Genomic DNA, 13987 nt, shown 5'->3' with positions numbered 1-13987 from the left:
AGGCACATAAGTTATGTGCCTTGTTTGTTGATTATCGCTTGGGGTTAGAATTTAACTAACGCAGAACCCCAAGTGAAGCCGCCGCCAAATGCTTCAAGTAGAAGCGTTTGACCACGTTTAATTCGCCCGTCGCGAACAGCCTCATCAAGGGCCGTTGGTACGGTAGCTGCCGACGTATTGCCGTGCTTATCAAGAGTAATCACAACTTGATCAAGCGACATCGTCAGCTTCTTAGCGGTTGCCGAGATAATACGGTAGTTCGCTTGGTGTGGAACTAACCAATCAAGCTCTGACTTATCCATATTGTTCGCCGCTAATGTGTCTTTAACTAGCTTAGAAAGCTGAGTTACCGCCACTTTAAACACTTCGTTGCCCGCCATGTGCAGCCACTTGTCTGCATCACCGCCACGCTCTGGAACTTCTAGGCTTAGAAGCTCACCATATTTACCATCAGAGTAAATATGAGTAGACAAAATACCTGGCTCTTCGCTTGCGCCTACAACCACCGCGCCTGCAGCATCACCAAATAAGATGATAGTAGAGCGGTCAGTCGGATCACAGGTTTTTGACAGTGCATCCGCACCGATTACCAAAACGTTTTTACACATACCAGTCTTGATATGTTGATCAGCAACAGACAGTGCATAGACAAAGCCAGAACACGCCGCAGCTAAATCAAACGCAGGGCAGCCTTTGATACCAAGCTTACCTTGTACCTGACATGCCGAAGACGGGAATGTATGGCTACTGCTGGTTGTCGCAACGATGATTAAATCAATATCTTCTTTGTCGATACCTGCCATCTCAATGGCATTCTCAGCAGCGTAAAACGCCATATCCGCAACGGTTTCGTTTTCCGCTGAAATACGACGCTCTTTAATACCTGTTCTAGCAACGATCCACTCATCGCTAGTCTCTACCATTTTCTCTAAGTCTGCGTTAGTACGCACCTGAGATGGCAAGTAGCTGCCAGTACCTAAAATTTTGCTATACATGAAGACTAATAATGCCTCTCGAGTAAAACCGCTTCCAAACGATCGCTAATGCGGCTGGGGACTTGTCGTTTGACCTCGTGTACTGCTTCACCAATCGCGTTGACGACTGCAGACACATCAGCACTTCCATGACTTTTAATGACAATGCCGCGCAATCCTAACAAACTTGCGCCGTTATACTGGTCGGGGTTCAAGGTTTTTAATTCAGTAAATAGCTCAGAAAACAACATTCTGGCGATCCAACCCTTTATTGTTGAAGCCATCATGCGCGTTTTTAGCTTATCAATAAAGAGCTGAGCCGTACCTTCGCACGTTTTTAAGCAGACATTGCCCACAAAACCATCACATACGACGACATCAGCAGCATCTTGAAGTAATTGATTACCTTCAATATAGCCTATGAAGTTCACAGACTGAGTATTAGACAACATTTCCGCGCATCGTTTCACAAGGTCATTGCCTTTGATTTCTTCGGCACCGATATTCAAGATAGCGACACGTGGAGCGCGACCTAAATGTTGTTCCGCTAATGCACTACCCATTACAGCAAACTGAAACAGTGAATCTGCGTCACTAGAAACGTTCGCTCCTAAATCAAGCATCCATGTACGGTTACCAGAAGCAGTAGGCAAAGCGGAAACCAATGCAGGCCTATCAATACCGGGAAGGAGTTTGAGTCTGAAACGAGATAACGCCATCAGTGCTCCAGTGTTACCACCACTCACACAAGCATCAGCCTGTGATTCGGCAACCAAATCGATAGCAGCACGCATAGAACTACCCTGACTATTACGTAAGGCTAGGGAAGGTTTTTCAGAATTGGAAATGACTCGATCACAATGCTGGATACTCAAACGAGAATCAGGCTTTCGACCTAATGAAGATAATTGAGATGTGATCGCATTTCGATCACCTATGAGAATGACTTTTAGCTCTGGGAAATACGACAGTGCCTGCACGGCGGCAGGCACTGTTACACGAGGACCGAAGTCCCCGCCCATTGCATCAAGCGCAACGGTTAGATTTTGCAAAGGTCAACCTTACTTGTTGATAACCTTTTTGCCGCGGTAGAAACCTTCGGCAGTCACGTTGTGACGTAGGTGAGTTTCACCTGAAGTTGCGTCTACAGAAAGTGCAGCTGTAGTTAGCGCATCGTGTGAACGACGCATGCCACGCATTGAACGTGATTTCTTGCTCTTTTGTACGGCCATTGACCCTACTCCTATGTAAATTCTTAAAGATACTTATTAATAAGTTACTTCTTTAAGTTTTTTAAAACATCAAATGGATTCGGCTTTTTATCTTCCTCAATTTCTTCAGGAAGTTCACCAAACACCAAGTTATTTGAGTTAACGCTACATTTCGCATCGTCGTGCATTGCTATTTGTGGCAATCCAAGGATGAACTCGTCTTCAACTAATTGAATCAGGTCTAACTCACCGTACTCGTTCAGATCTACCAAATCGTACTCTTCCGGTGCTTCCTCTTCACTTTTCTCGCTGTAAACAGGAGTATAAGTAAATTGAACATCGCACTCATGTGCGAAAACCTCATTACAACGTTGACACTCTAAATCGACTTCGACGTTAGCTTTACCAGAGATAACGACTAATCGTTGTTCATCAAGCCCAAATGACATTGAGACTTGCGCGTCACGTTTTACGCCTTCAGTTGTTTCGGTTAAACGCTTTAAAAGACTGACTTGAATGATACCATCCATATCGAGTCGTTTTTGAGCCGTTCTTGCCGGATCAACTGTACGCGGTATTTTTTCCTTTTGCATAGGGCGCGAATCTTATCTTCCAAATCGTGTTTAGTCAAAGGAAATGGCAAAAAAAATGTACTTTCCTACCTTTCCTGTTCAGAGCATTATGAATAGCAGGATAAGTTACGTTATCCTGAACTAAATGCTTACACGAATTGTAAATTAAAATGAGAAATTACCAACTAGTTTTAGCTTCTACATCTCCATTTAGGCAAGAGATCCTCAAAAAACTACAGTTAGACTTTGTCACAGCGAAGCCTGACTGCAATGAAACACCACTTCCAGAAGAGACACCTCAACAGTTAGTGATGCGTCTTGCCGAGACAAAAGCCAAGTCTTGTACTGTCGAACAACCAAGCCTAGTGATTGGTTCCGATCAAGTGTGTGTGATTGATGGAGAAATCATTGGTAAACCACACACTCGTGAAAAAGCGATTGAGCAGCTATCTCGCCAAAGCGGTAAAAGCATCACTTTTTATACTGGGATAACCGTATGGAACAGTGAAACCAATAAAGCCGACACTCGCTTAGATACCTTCATCGTGCATTTCCGTGATTTAACACAACAGCAGATCATTTCTTATGTTGAGAAAGAACAGCCTTATTACTGCGCGGGCAGCTTTATGTGTGAAGGGTTAGGTATCGCGCTATTTAAACAGATGGAAGGTAAAGACCCGAATACCTTGATCGGTTTACCTCTGATCGATCTGGTTGATATGTTAGAAGCGCAAGGAATGAGCGTACTATAACGGAGACTCTCTCTTTGTTAGAGATTCCCTACTCCTTCCTTTGTCAGTCTAGGGAATGACGAAGATAGCTACATCATCCATCAGCTCATGATGTAGAACCTGTCTTTAAAAAGTCGTCATCCTCATGAGCGAGGAACGAGCGAGTTGGGGATTTTCTACAACAGATGAAAACAAAAAAGGTTGACGGATTTCGTCAACTTTTTTGTTAGTAGATAGGTAAGGCTAGAAACAGCTAACCCTTTCGTATCTTCTTAAAGCTTACGTAGACCAGTGAGTGCTCTCTCTAGCCTTTTTTCCATTGGAGCAGAGATATCCATCTTCTCTTCGCTACCTGGATGGGTAAACTTAATGTTGGCGGCATGTAAGAACAAACGATTCAATCCTACTTTACCCGTGTAAGCATCAAAACGACGATCACCGTAACGGTCATCCCAAGCAATTGGGTGGCCAGTATACTGAGCGTGTACTCGAATTTGGTGCGTACGGCCGGTAATTGGGCTTGCCTGAACCAACGTCGCATCTTGGAATTTTTCCAAAACCTTAAAACGAGTTTCAGAAGCCTTACCATTCGGGTTAACGCGAACAATGCTGTTTACTTCATTTTTCAATAAAGGAGCATTAACCACTTTACAGCTGTTCTTCCATTCGCCCATCACTAAAGCGAAGTAGTATTTTTGAACCGTTTTTTCACGGAACTGTGCTTGAAGGTGTCTTAGCGCCGAGCGCTTCTTAGCAACAAGCAAAATGCCAGACGTATCTCTATCAATACGGTGTACCAATTCAAGAAAACGAGCATCAGGGCGAAGTGCACGCAATGCTTCAATCGCGCCAAACTTTAGCCCGCTACCACCATGAACCGCAGTACCTGATGGTTTATTCAGAATCAGCATGTGATCATCTTCATAAATGATGCACTGTTCTAATTCAGAAACCTTATTGAGTTTCGTGCTTGGCACGTTCTCTTCTGTTTTCTCTTCAATAGTGACTGGCGGGATACGAACTAAATCACCTGCTTTTAGTTTGTATTCAGCCTTGATGCGTTTTTTGTTTACGCGGACTTCGCCTTTACGCACAATTCGGTAAATCATGCTTTTCGGGATGTTTTTTAATTGGTTGCGTAAGAAGTTATCAATACGCTGACCAGCCATATCTTCGTCAATGTCGACAAATTGGACTTGGGTTCTAATTTCGCTCATTGGGCCATTGTATCACTGTCACTTTTGATAATTGAGATTTTCTTAACCCTATTCTGAACTTATTTATCTATAATCCCTGCCGATCTATCCCTAAAAGGTCATTGAAGTTCTATATTTCTTTGATTCTTCGAACAAAAAAGCACCAAGCTTCCTGCAAATTAAAATATCAATTGATAAATTATTTATAGACAGTGAGTTAGAGCTATCAAAACCCAAACAAAAACTGTTTTTTTTACCGCATTACGACAAAGCAGATTGCTGTGTTTACCGACCACTGCTATAGTTCACAGCTGCTATCAATGGATTGACTAATATTTAAACAGCTAACCATTCATAAGCAAGTAAATGAGTAGATGACTCAGATTAGACAGTGCTGCAATCGGCGTAAGACACGGTCAACTGAGTTCCTTATCGCTCTACTCACGTACACTCATGTTGAGTATTCACCGCCACATCGCGGATCATAGGCTAACTCCCTATGATGACTGACGTGCCCCAGAGCATCCCTACTCCAGCCGGGAGGCTGCACCGATAAAGCCATGGGATCTGGCACCATGAGAAACGAATAAAGCGATAAGACCAATGATGAAAATAAGAAAAGACAATGAGAATTTCTAAATGAAAAGAATGTTAATTAACGCAACTCAAAAAGAAGAGTTGCGTGTCGCTTTGGTTGATGGCCAGCGACTGTTCGATCTAGATATCGAAAGTCCAGGTCACGAGTCAAAGAAAGCGAATATCTACAAAGGACGTATTACCCGTATTGAACCAAGCCTAGAAGCGGCATTTGTTGATTACGGCGCAGAACGTCACGGTTTCCTCCCTCTTAAAGAAATTGCCCGCGAATACTTCCCTGAAGGTTATACATACCAGGGCCGTCCTAGCATTAAAGAAGTGCTAAGAGAAGGACAAGAAGTAATCGTACAAGTTGAGAAAGAAGAACGTGGTAGCAAAGGCGCTGCACTGACAACTTTCATCTCTTTGGCTGGTAGTTACTTAGTTCTTATGCCTAATAACCCTCGTGCTGGCGGTATTTCTCGTCGTATCGAAGGTGATGAACGCACTCAACTGAAAGCAGCATTAAGCACTCTTGAGCTTCCTCAAGGCATGGGCTTAATCGTGCGTACAGCAGGTGTTGGCAAAAGTGCAGAAGAGCTAGAGTGGGACTTGAACGTTCTATTGAATCACTGGGGCGCTATTAAGCAAGCTTCTGATTCAAATGCAGCTCCTTTCCTTATTCACCAAGAAAGTAACGTTATCGTTCGTGCGATTCGTGACTATCTACGTCGTGATATTGGCGAGATTCTAATCGACAGCAATACTATTTTTGAACGTGCACAAGCGCACATTCAATTAATACGCCCAGATTTCATGAATCGCGTTAAGAAATACGATGGTGAAGTGCCACTATTCAGCCATTACCAGATTGAAAGCCAGATCGAATCAGCTTTCCAACGTGAAGTTCGTCTTCCGTCTGGTGGTTCTATCGTGATCGACCCAACAGAAGCTCTAACTTCTATCGATATCAACTCTGCTCGTGCAACAAAGGGCAGCGATATTGAAGAAACAGCGCTAAACACTAACCTAGAAGCAGCCGATGAAATTGCACGTCAATTACGTCTACGTGACCTAGGTGGTCTTGTTGTTATCGACTTCATCGATATGACTCCAGTTCGCCACCAACGCGAAGTTGAAAGCCGTCTACGTGATGCCGTTCGTTTAGATCGTGCACGTGTTCAGATTGGTCGTATTTCTCGCTTTGGTCTTCTAGAGATGTCTCGTCAACGTTTGAGCCCATCACTAGCAGAAGCAAGCCACCACATTTGTCCTCGTTGTACAGGTACTGGTGTTGTTCGTGATAACGAATCTCTAGCACTTTCTGTTTTACGTTTGATTGAAGAAGAAGCTCTAAAAGACAACACAGCACAAGTACTTGCTGTTGTGCCTGTTCCAATTGCCTCTTACCTTCTGAACGAAAAACGTCGCTCAGTAAACCACATCGAGAAGAACCAAGAAGTTAAGATCACTGTTGTTCCTAACTCTGACATGGAAACGCCACACTTTGAGGTTATCCGTGTTCGTGAAGGTGAAGAGTTCGATCTACTCTCTTACTTGCTGCCTACCAAGCTAGAAGCTTTAAAAGAAGCAGAAAGCAAAGAACCAGCAGAACAGACTATTCGTCCTAAGAAGATCGAAGAGCCTGCTCTGAAAGGTTTCGCGGCTCCAGCTCAATCAGCACCCACTCCTGCTCCAGCTCCTAAAGCTGTTGAAGAGAAGAAAGTTGAACCAGCTGCAACGCAAGAACCTAGCCTAATTGGTCGTTTCTTCAAAGCTATCGGTAGCTTCTTATTTGGCTCTTCAACTCAAGAAGAGAAGAAAGAAGAAGAGAAGCAAGAAGAAAAACCTAAGAACAATCGCAACAACGGTAACCGTCAACGCCGTGATCGTAACGACAACCGCCGTCGTAACCAACGTGGTGACCGTGGCGAACAACGTAACGAGCGTGGTGACCGTAGCGAACAACGTAACGAACGTGGCGACAATCGCAACGAAAACCGTGACAACAAACGCCGTCGTAAACCTGTACGTGATGAGAAACCTGAAGAGCAAAAAGAAGCAGCTCCACAGCAAACTCGTCAGCCTCGTAAGCCTAAGCAAGATCGTCGCAATAAGCCACGTGATGAGCAGAAGCAACAAGAAGAGCAAGTACCATCTAAATTAGCAGAAGAAGGTCTACAGCTAGCGGCAGAAGCTCAAGCTGATAAACCAGAAGCGCCAAAGGCGAAGCCTGAAGCAAAAGCTGTGAAAATTAAAGAGCGTCGTCAACGTCGTAAGCTGAACAAACTAGTTCGAGTTAAAGACCAGCAAGCTCAAGCAGAAGCTGACAACAATGCCGATAACGCTTCAAAAGAGCAAAAGGTACAAACAGCAAATCACGTACAAGCTGTAGCTCAAGAGCAAAAAGTTGCGGAACAAGTAGAAGCAACTCAAGTAAATGCTGAGCAAACAGAACAGGAAGAGCCGAAGCAACGTCGTAACCGTCGCTCTCCACGTCACCTACGTGCAAGTGGTCAACGTCGTCGTCGCGGTCGCGATCGTCGCCCTAACCCATTCCGCCTACGTAAAGGTGGTGTAGCTTCTCCTGAGATGGCTATGGGTAAAGTGATGCCTCGCTTCATTCCAAAACCTCACCACAATCAGACAAAACCTGAAGTGGCGGAAATGGACGTTGCTGTTCAAGCTCAAGAGCAAAATACAGCTCAAGAGAATGCACCTCAAAGCAACGTAGTGATGGCTGGCGGTTTTGCTTGTCCTGAATTAGCTATGGGTAAAGTGATCATCTCTCGTGAAGACGCAGTTGTTGCTGAAGAAACTCGCTCTGAAGCTCAGGTAACTGAAGCTCCTGTAGTCGTTGAAGAAGCACCAGTGGTCGTTGAAACTGAGAAAGTTGAAGCTCCAGTGATTGTAGAAGCGACGAAAGTCGAAGCGGCTGTTGCAGTAGAAGAGACAACACCAGTTGTTGAAGCTGAAGCACCTAAAGCTGAAAGTGCAAAAGTTGAAGAAGCGCCTGTTGTAAAAGCAGAAGCTCCTCAAGCTGCACCAAAAGCAACTGTTGCTAAGAAGCAAGCAGGCTCACCAATGACTAAAGCTCCTGGTCCACAAGAGATCAAAGAGATTGAAGTTGTTGCAGCTCCGTTCCGCACTGAGCGTTTTGTACCGAAAGGTGCAGGTAGTCAGGCAGCGTCGAACCAAGCTGGCGCAGGTATGACTAAGCCAAACTACTAGCGATTACTGATAGATAATCACCAGTAAATAGAATCAAAGGCTGCTTATTAAAGCAGCCTTTTTCATATCTACTAATCGAATAAAAATTAACAGATATATTACTCAAAGTTAGGTTCAACCTTGAACTTAGTCACATTTTTGGGTAGCATTCGCGCACTTATCTTTTCGACACTTCGCTATTGCCGCTCTTTTCCATCACTGTTTGGCTACGCAATACACTCGTGTCGGTAAATCCATTTTTAGCATAGCTGAGCAAACATGTTCGAATTCCCACAATTTTCAAAGCACTCTGTAAAGAATGACGTGCTTTCAGGTCTTACAGTAGCCCTAGCTCTGGTACCTGAAGCCGTAGCATTCGCCTTTGTTGCTGGCGTTGACCCAATGGTTGGTCTTTACGCAGCATTCATCGTAGGTTTAATCACTTCCGTCTTCGGTGGTCGTCCAGGTATGATTTCTGGTGCAACTGGCGCAATGGCCGTTGTAATGGTGAGCCTAGTGGCAACCCATGGCGTTCAATACCTATTCGCAGCCGTTATGCTGGCTGGCCTTCTGCAAATTGCAGCGGGTGTATTCAAGTTAGGTAAATTTATCCGTATCGTTCCACACCCAGTAATGATTGGTTTCGTGAACGGTTTGGCAATTGTGATCTTCCTAGCTCAGCTTGGTCAATTTAAAGCGCCAGACGTAACGGGTGCATTAACTTGGTTACCAAGCGGTCAAATGACACTGATGTTAGGCCTAGTCGCACTCACTATGGGTATCATCCACTTCCTACCTAAACTCACTACAGCAGTACCTTCTTCATTGGTAGCTATTGTAACGGTAACGGCTTTGGTTGTAGGCCTTGATCTTGAAACTCGTACTGTTGTTGACTTCCTACGTACTATGTCTGGCGACGAAGCCGCTACGCTAGCGGGCTCTCTACCAACGTTCTCTATTCCCGCAGTTCCGTTTTCTTTCGAGACACTTCAGATCATCCTGCCATACGCAATTATCCTTGCAGCTATCGGCCTGATCGAGTCTCTACTGACACTAACGGTACTAGACGAGATGACAAACACTCGTGGCCAATCTAACCGTGAATGTGTTGGTCAAGGTATGGCTAACGTAACGTGTTCTGTATTCGGTGCGATGGGTGGTTGTGCGATGATCGGTCAATCGATGATCAACGTAAACTCAGGCGGTCGTGGTCGTCTTTCAGGTATCGTAGCGGCAGTTGCACTACTGATGTTCATCCTGTTTGGTTCTGCACTGATTGAAATGATTCCTCTAGCAGCACTTGTGGGCGTAATGTTCATGGTTGTTATCGGTACGTTTGAATGGGCAACCTTCAAGCTTGCGCGTCGCGTTCCTAAGCAAGATTTCTTCGTTATCGTTCTGGTTACCGTGGTAACAGTACTAACGGACCTTGCGGTCGCTGTTGGTGTGGGTGTTGTTGCTTCGGCACTAATGTTCGCATGGCAACATGCTAAACACATCTACGCAGACAAATCAGTTAACGCTGAAGGCTCTAAAGAGTACAAAGTTAACGGCCCAATCTTCTTTGGTTCAACCGCTAACTTCCTTGAGTTGTTTGACGCATACAACGATCCACAAGATGTTATCGTTGATTTCGCCAACTCACGCGTAACAGACCACTCTGCAATTGAAGCGATCGACACGATTGCTGACCGTTACGCTGCACTAGGTAAAACACTTCACCTTCGCCACCTAAGCCAAGACTGTGTTGCTATGCTGCACAAAGCCGGTAGCTTAGTTGAAGCGAACGTTGCAGAAGACCCAATCTACAAAGTAATGTCTAAGTAAGCTTAGTCATGGCTTAAAGCTAGATTTAGAAAGGCCGACATTCGATGTCGGCCTTTTTTATACCTACCGGTCAGCCCTTAGACTTATCACCCAACGACGAACATTGTTCCCACACTACATTGAACGCAGTATCGCTTCGCTAGACTCTTCGATTAAATCCAACACCAACTCAAAGCCATTTCCCTCACCATAATAAGGATCTGGTATCTCTTGATATTGTGACTCTCCAAAGCTCAAGAATAGCGCAAGTTTGTATTGAAGGTGGGCTGGGCACTGGCTCATTAAATCATCTAAATTCGCCTGATCTGCGGCTAGTATTAAATCAAACTCATCAAAATCATTCATCACTACCTTGCGAGACGTAATACCTTTAAAGCTGTAGCCACGCTTTTCACCGGCTGACTTAGAACGTGAATCTGGTGGATTACCTTGATGAAAGCCAATCGTCCCCGCAGAGTCGACCGTTACGTCAATATCCATCTGTTGGGCTTTCTTTCTAAGTACCGCTTCACCTGTTGGCGAGCGACAAATATTCCCCATGCAAACAACGAGTATCTTTTTCATCCGTAATCACCTGTTCTTCCGATGGTTTTTGCTATCGTTAAGTTAAGCTATGATAGGCGCAATCACAACTTAAAAGGATTTGTTATGTCGACCGAAGACAACAAAGAACAACGCCATAAAGCAAGACAACAGAAAGTAAAAGAACAAGTTGATGCACGAGTGGCTGCAGCACAAGAAGTGAAAGGCTTATTGCTGGTTATTACTGGTAACGGTAAAGGAAAATCAACATCCGGTTTTGGTACCATTACACGTGCAGTTGGTCATGGTAAGAAATGTGCCGTTGCACAATTTGTCAAAGGGACTTGGGATAACGGCGAAAAGAACGTTCTTCAAAAACTGGATGTGGAATTCCAAGTTATGGGAACCGGCTTCACTTGGGAAACCCAAAACAAGGCTCAAGATATCGAAGCCGCGCAGCGCGTGTGGAAAGAGTGTCAGCGCATGCTAGCCGATGAGTCGATTGATGTGATTCTGTTTGATGAGCTGACTTACATGGTGAGCTATGGCTATATCGAACTGGATGAAGTGGTGGAAGCTCTGAATAACCGTCCTAAAATGCAGTCAGTGATCATTACTGGCCGTGGCGCGCACCGCACTTTAACGGACATGGCCGATACTGTTTCAGAAGTACGTAACGTAAAACACGCTTTTGAATCTGGTGTGAAAGCGCTTCAAGGCGTTGACTGGTAATCGCATTCAACTAGAGATCCCCGACTCGGTCATTCTTCCCTCTCGAGGATGACGACTCTTCAGTGTTACTCCCCTAAATAAAGGACGAGCACCGATCGTCATTCTCTAGAACGAGGAACGCCCCTAGAACGAAGAACGAGTTTCATAGGGAATCTCTTTGTTTACTAAGCCCGGATAATAATCAGCATCCAAAAAAAAGCGCCACTCCTGCAACAGGAGTGGCGCTTCTTTATATGCGAGTTAGAAAGGTTTAGTTAAAGAAACCTTTCAACAAACCGTCAACCGCTTCTTTGGTCTTCTCGTCTTTGATCTTATCCGTTAGCTTATTCACACCACGGTCGATCTCTTTCTGTGCTTTTTGTTTCAACACATCATCAAAAACAAGCGCAAATTTCGGGTCAGCCCATTGGCCTGTCACCTTAATTGGGATGGTCACATCTTTCAGGTCATCAATGTTCTTGCCGCCCTGACCTTCAAGCGAACCAACAATCGATGTACGAACAAGGAAGTCGACCGTTTCATTAATGAAGTTTGCTTTACCTTGACCTGTCACGCGTAGCAGTGGTGACTGTGCCGATAAGTCGTTCGTTGAAACCCAACCCTTATCAACTTTCAGTGTCGCTTTCATTGCGCTGAAGTCCGTCTTTTGAGCCTCATCTTTGCTTTCGACTTTTTCGCCTTTGATCTTAGCGTAATTTTCTCGAATCAATTGAGCAACGTTGATGCCATTCACCGCACCATCTTCAAAGTTAATCACGATCGTGCCGACTAGGTTCTTCTTGATTCCTGTTGGCGTAAGGCTCTTACCTTTAACGTTAACATCGATATTACCCGTCCCTTCCAGCATGTCGTTGTTCGCTACATCAACCAGTAACGGTTGAACCTTCACACCTCTAATTTTCTTATTAGCAGTGTAAGTCGCTGGTGTTTTACGAGCGTCTAGCTTAGCGGTCGCAGAAATAGAACCTTGGTAAAGATTCGATGTGAATGAGGTTAGCTCTGCGATACCACGGTTAACCGAAAATGCCGTTTTAACATTCTGCATCTTCGCATTGCTCGCCTTGAACTTATCAATCGTGATGTCACCTTTCACGTCGAGCGTTTTCAATGCAGAAAGATCAGGTTCGACTTCTTTAGCAGGAGCTGAACTACCAGAGTTTGACGTTGAGCCACCAGCAGAACCAGAAGGAGCTGTGCTCGCTGTTTCTGTTGTATTGCCTAAGCCTAAGAACTCATCTAAATCAATATTCGGGCTATGAAGAGAGAAACGAACTTTTGGTATTTCAGATAGGGTTACGTCTGCTTTACCGTCTAAAGCAATAGCGTTAGCTTGTAGCTTCTCTAACACAAAGCTCAGGTGGCTCTTATTAAGATCGAAGCTTAAATCAGACAGCATGTCGACTTTCATTGGAGACTGAGGAAGCGTGTCGCCTTTGAATGTTGAGTCTAACGTTAATTTGTTCAGCGTTACTTTTGAAATCGCGCTATCGACGGTAAGTTCACCGCCACCTTTAAGATCAAGGTCAAGGCCAGCCGCATTACCGATTACAGCGTAAGTCAGTTGGTTTACCTTATCGAACTCAAACGTATCCAAGCCAATTTTTGCTGACTCAATCGACGTTGCTGGATCATTGAACTTAGCGTTTAGGTCAATATTACGCAGTGCGTAACTTGCGAAGCCTTCCGATAATTTGAATTCAGCACTGCCGTTTGCAGAGAATTTCTGTTGATTGTTTTCACCAGAAGCCGCAAACGTCGCGGTTGTCCATGTATCAACGGCAAACTCAGAAAGGTTCAAAGACACATCGTATAACTTAGTAAATGAACCAGCTTGCTTGTCGTCCATCTCAAACAACGCATTTGAAACAGTGACGCCGGCAAGGTTGATCGTCCAACCAGATGCGTCTGTAGCACTTTGCTCTTGGGGCGCAGGTGTTGATTCAGAACTTGCGTCAGCTGCAGGCTCAGACTCTTGAGGAGCTGATGCTTGAGTTAGCGCGTCGATATTCTTACGACCATCTTTAAGCGTTTCTAAATAGAATTCTGCACCATCTAGAGTAATGTTGCCGATCTCTAGTTGGTTGCTAAATAGCGGGGTAACCGAAACATCAACGCCAACGGTATCAACCTTAAACAGGTTTGGTTGGGTGAATCCTTCAGGGTTACGTAATTCAGTTTGACCAAGTTCGAAGCCAATAGATGGGAAGAATTGCCAGCTGATATCGCCCTCGATCACGAGCTCTAGGCCTGTGTGTTTTTGGGCTTGTTCGACAATTAATGGCTTAAATTGGTTAGGGTTCACTAACAGCACTAGTGCCAGAATTGCTGCAACGACAACAAACACTGGTACAGCTATGAAAATGAGTAGTTTCTTCATCCGCATATTCCTTGCTTAGATTCCAAAAGAAAGTGGCACTATAAAAGTGCCACTGATTC

The 13987-nt window shown here is 44.6% G+C and carries 11 protein-coding genes; 4 read left to right on the top strand and 7 right to left on the bottom strand.

Annotated elements, in window-relative coordinates; translation table 11 throughout:
• Window positions 1-44 precede the first annotated feature (44 nt).
• The 4 genes from L3V35_RS13920 to yceD are packed head-to-tail and all read right to left on the bottom strand — an operon-like array spanning window position 45 to window position 2778.
• Window positions 45-995, bottom strand: coding sequence for a beta-ketoacyl-ACP synthase III (locus L3V35_RS13920; RefSeq protein WP_010437276.1), 951 nt, complete (start codon window positions 993-995; stop codon window positions 45-47).
• Between the two features lie 5 nt (window positions 996-1000).
• Entirely contained in the window at window positions 1001-2026 is a 1026-nt protein-coding gene (gene plsX / locus L3V35_RS13915; RefSeq protein WP_237300091.1) for a phosphate acyltransferase PlsX, read from the bottom strand.
• Window positions 2027-2035: 9 nt separating this feature from the next.
• Window positions 2036-2206, bottom strand: a complete 171-nt coding sequence (gene rpmF, locus L3V35_RS13910) for a 50S ribosomal protein L32 (protein ID WP_004737376.1) — start codon at window positions 2204-2206, stop codon at window positions 2036-2038.
• Between the two features lie 44 nt (window positions 2207-2250).
• The gene (gene yceD / locus L3V35_RS13905) at window positions 2251-2778 is read right to left on the bottom strand and encodes a 23S rRNA accumulation protein YceD (RefSeq protein ID WP_004733994.1); all 528 of its coding nucleotides are present in this window, start codon (window positions 2776-2778) and stop codon (window positions 2251-2253) included.
• 149 nt (window positions 2779-2927) lie between these two features.
• Here yceD and L3V35_RS13900 point away from each other — a divergent pair, with 149 nt between their 5' ends.
• On the top strand, window positions 2928-3509 hold the full coding sequence (locus L3V35_RS13900; RefSeq protein WP_054547254.1) for a nucleoside triphosphate pyrophosphatase: 582 nt from the start codon (window positions 2928-2930) through the stop codon (window positions 3507-3509).
• A 251-nt stretch (window positions 3510-3760) separates the two neighbouring features.
• Here L3V35_RS13900 and rluC read toward each other — a convergent pair whose 3' ends face one another.
• Window positions 3761-4705 carry a 23S rRNA pseudouridine(955/2504/2580) synthase RluC gene (rluC, locus tag L3V35_RS13895; RefSeq protein WP_017078123.1) on the bottom strand — a complete coding sequence of 315 codons (945 nt, stop codon included), beginning with the start codon at window positions 4703-4705 and terminating at the stop codon, window positions 3761-3763.
• 618 nt (window positions 4706-5323) lie between these two features.
• Between rluC and rne the strand changes: the two genes are divergently transcribed.
• Window positions 5324-8491, top strand: a complete 3168-nt coding sequence (gene rne / locus L3V35_RS13890; protein ID WP_237300089.1) for a ribonuclease E — start codon at window positions 5324-5326, stop codon at window positions 8489-8491.
• A 258-nt stretch (window positions 8492-8749) separates the two neighbouring features.
• Complete coding sequence (locus tag L3V35_RS13885) at window positions 8750-10297, top strand: SulP family inorganic anion transporter (protein WP_004733998.1); 1548 nt, start codon at window positions 8750-8752, stop codon at window positions 10295-10297.
• A 114-nt stretch (window positions 10298-10411) separates the two neighbouring features.
• Here the strand turns inward: L3V35_RS13885 and L3V35_RS13880 are convergent, their stop codons facing one another.
• A complete protein-coding gene (locus L3V35_RS13880; RefSeq protein WP_237290275.1) occupies window positions 10412-10861 on the bottom strand; it encodes a low molecular weight protein-tyrosine-phosphatase in 450 nt (149 codons plus the stop codon).
• An 84-nt stretch (window positions 10862-10945) separates the two neighbouring features.
• Between L3V35_RS13880 and cobO the strand changes: the two genes are divergently transcribed.
• Window positions 10946-11551 (top strand): cob(I)yrinic acid a,c-diamide adenosyltransferase, encoded by a 606-nt coding sequence (gene cobO / locus L3V35_RS13875; RefSeq protein ID WP_048610567.1) that lies wholly within the window; start codon window positions 10946-10948, stop codon window positions 11549-11551.
• 250 nt (window positions 11552-11801) lie between these two features.
• Here the strand turns inward: cobO and L3V35_RS13870 are convergent, their stop codons facing one another.
• Window positions 11802-13928 (bottom strand): AsmA family protein, encoded by a 2127-nt coding sequence (locus L3V35_RS13870; RefSeq protein ID WP_237300087.1) that lies wholly within the window; start codon window positions 13926-13928, stop codon window positions 11802-11804.
• Between the last annotated feature and the right edge of the window lie 59 nt (window positions 13929-13987).

This window comes from Vibrio sp. L5-1, from assembly GCF_021728315.1.
Taxonomy (GTDB): Bacteria; Pseudomonadota; Gammaproteobacteria; order Enterobacterales; family Vibrionaceae; genus Vibrio; species Vibrio splendidus_K.
This window is presented reverse-complemented; position numbering and strand designations above follow the sequence as displayed.

Excerpts from the sequence above, each read along its gene's own strand:
- cobO (WP_048610567.1), top strand. The coding sequence starts at position 10,946 with ATGTCGACCGAAGACAACAAAGAACAACGCCATAAAGCAAGACAACAG.
- L3V35_RS13920 (WP_010437276.1), bottom strand. The coding sequence starts at position 995 with ATGTATAGCAAAATTTTAGGTACTGGCAGCTACTTGCCATCTCAGGTG.
- rpmF (WP_004737376.1), bottom strand. The coding sequence starts at position 2,206 with ATGGCCGTACAAAAGAGCAAGAAATCACGTTCAATGCGTGGCATGCGT.
- rluC (WP_017078123.1), bottom strand. The coding sequence starts at position 4,705 with ATGAGCGAAATTAGAACCCAAGTCCAATTTGTCGACATTGACGAAGAT.
- L3V35_RS13880 (WP_237290275.1), bottom strand. The coding sequence starts at position 10,861 with ATGAAAAAGATACTCGTTGTTTGCATGGGGAATATTTGTCGCTCGCCA.
- L3V35_RS13885 (WP_004733998.1), top strand. The coding sequence starts at position 8,750 with ATGTTCGAATTCCCACAATTTTCAAAGCACTCTGTAAAGAATGACGTG.
- L3V35_RS13900 (WP_054547254.1), top strand. The coding sequence starts at position 2,928 with ATGAGAAATTACCAACTAGTTTTAGCTTCTACATCTCCATTTAGGCAA.
- rne (WP_237300089.1), top strand. The coding sequence starts at position 5,324 with ATGAAAAGAATGTTAATTAACGCAACTCAAAAAGAAGAGTTGCGTGTC.
- yceD (WP_004733994.1), bottom strand. The coding sequence starts at position 2,778 with ATGCAAAAGGAAAAAATACCGCGTACAGTTGATCCGGCAAGAACGGCT.
- L3V35_RS13870 (WP_237300087.1), bottom strand. The coding sequence starts at position 13,928 with ATGAAGAAACTACTCATTTTCATAGCTGTACCAGTGTTTGTTGTCGTT.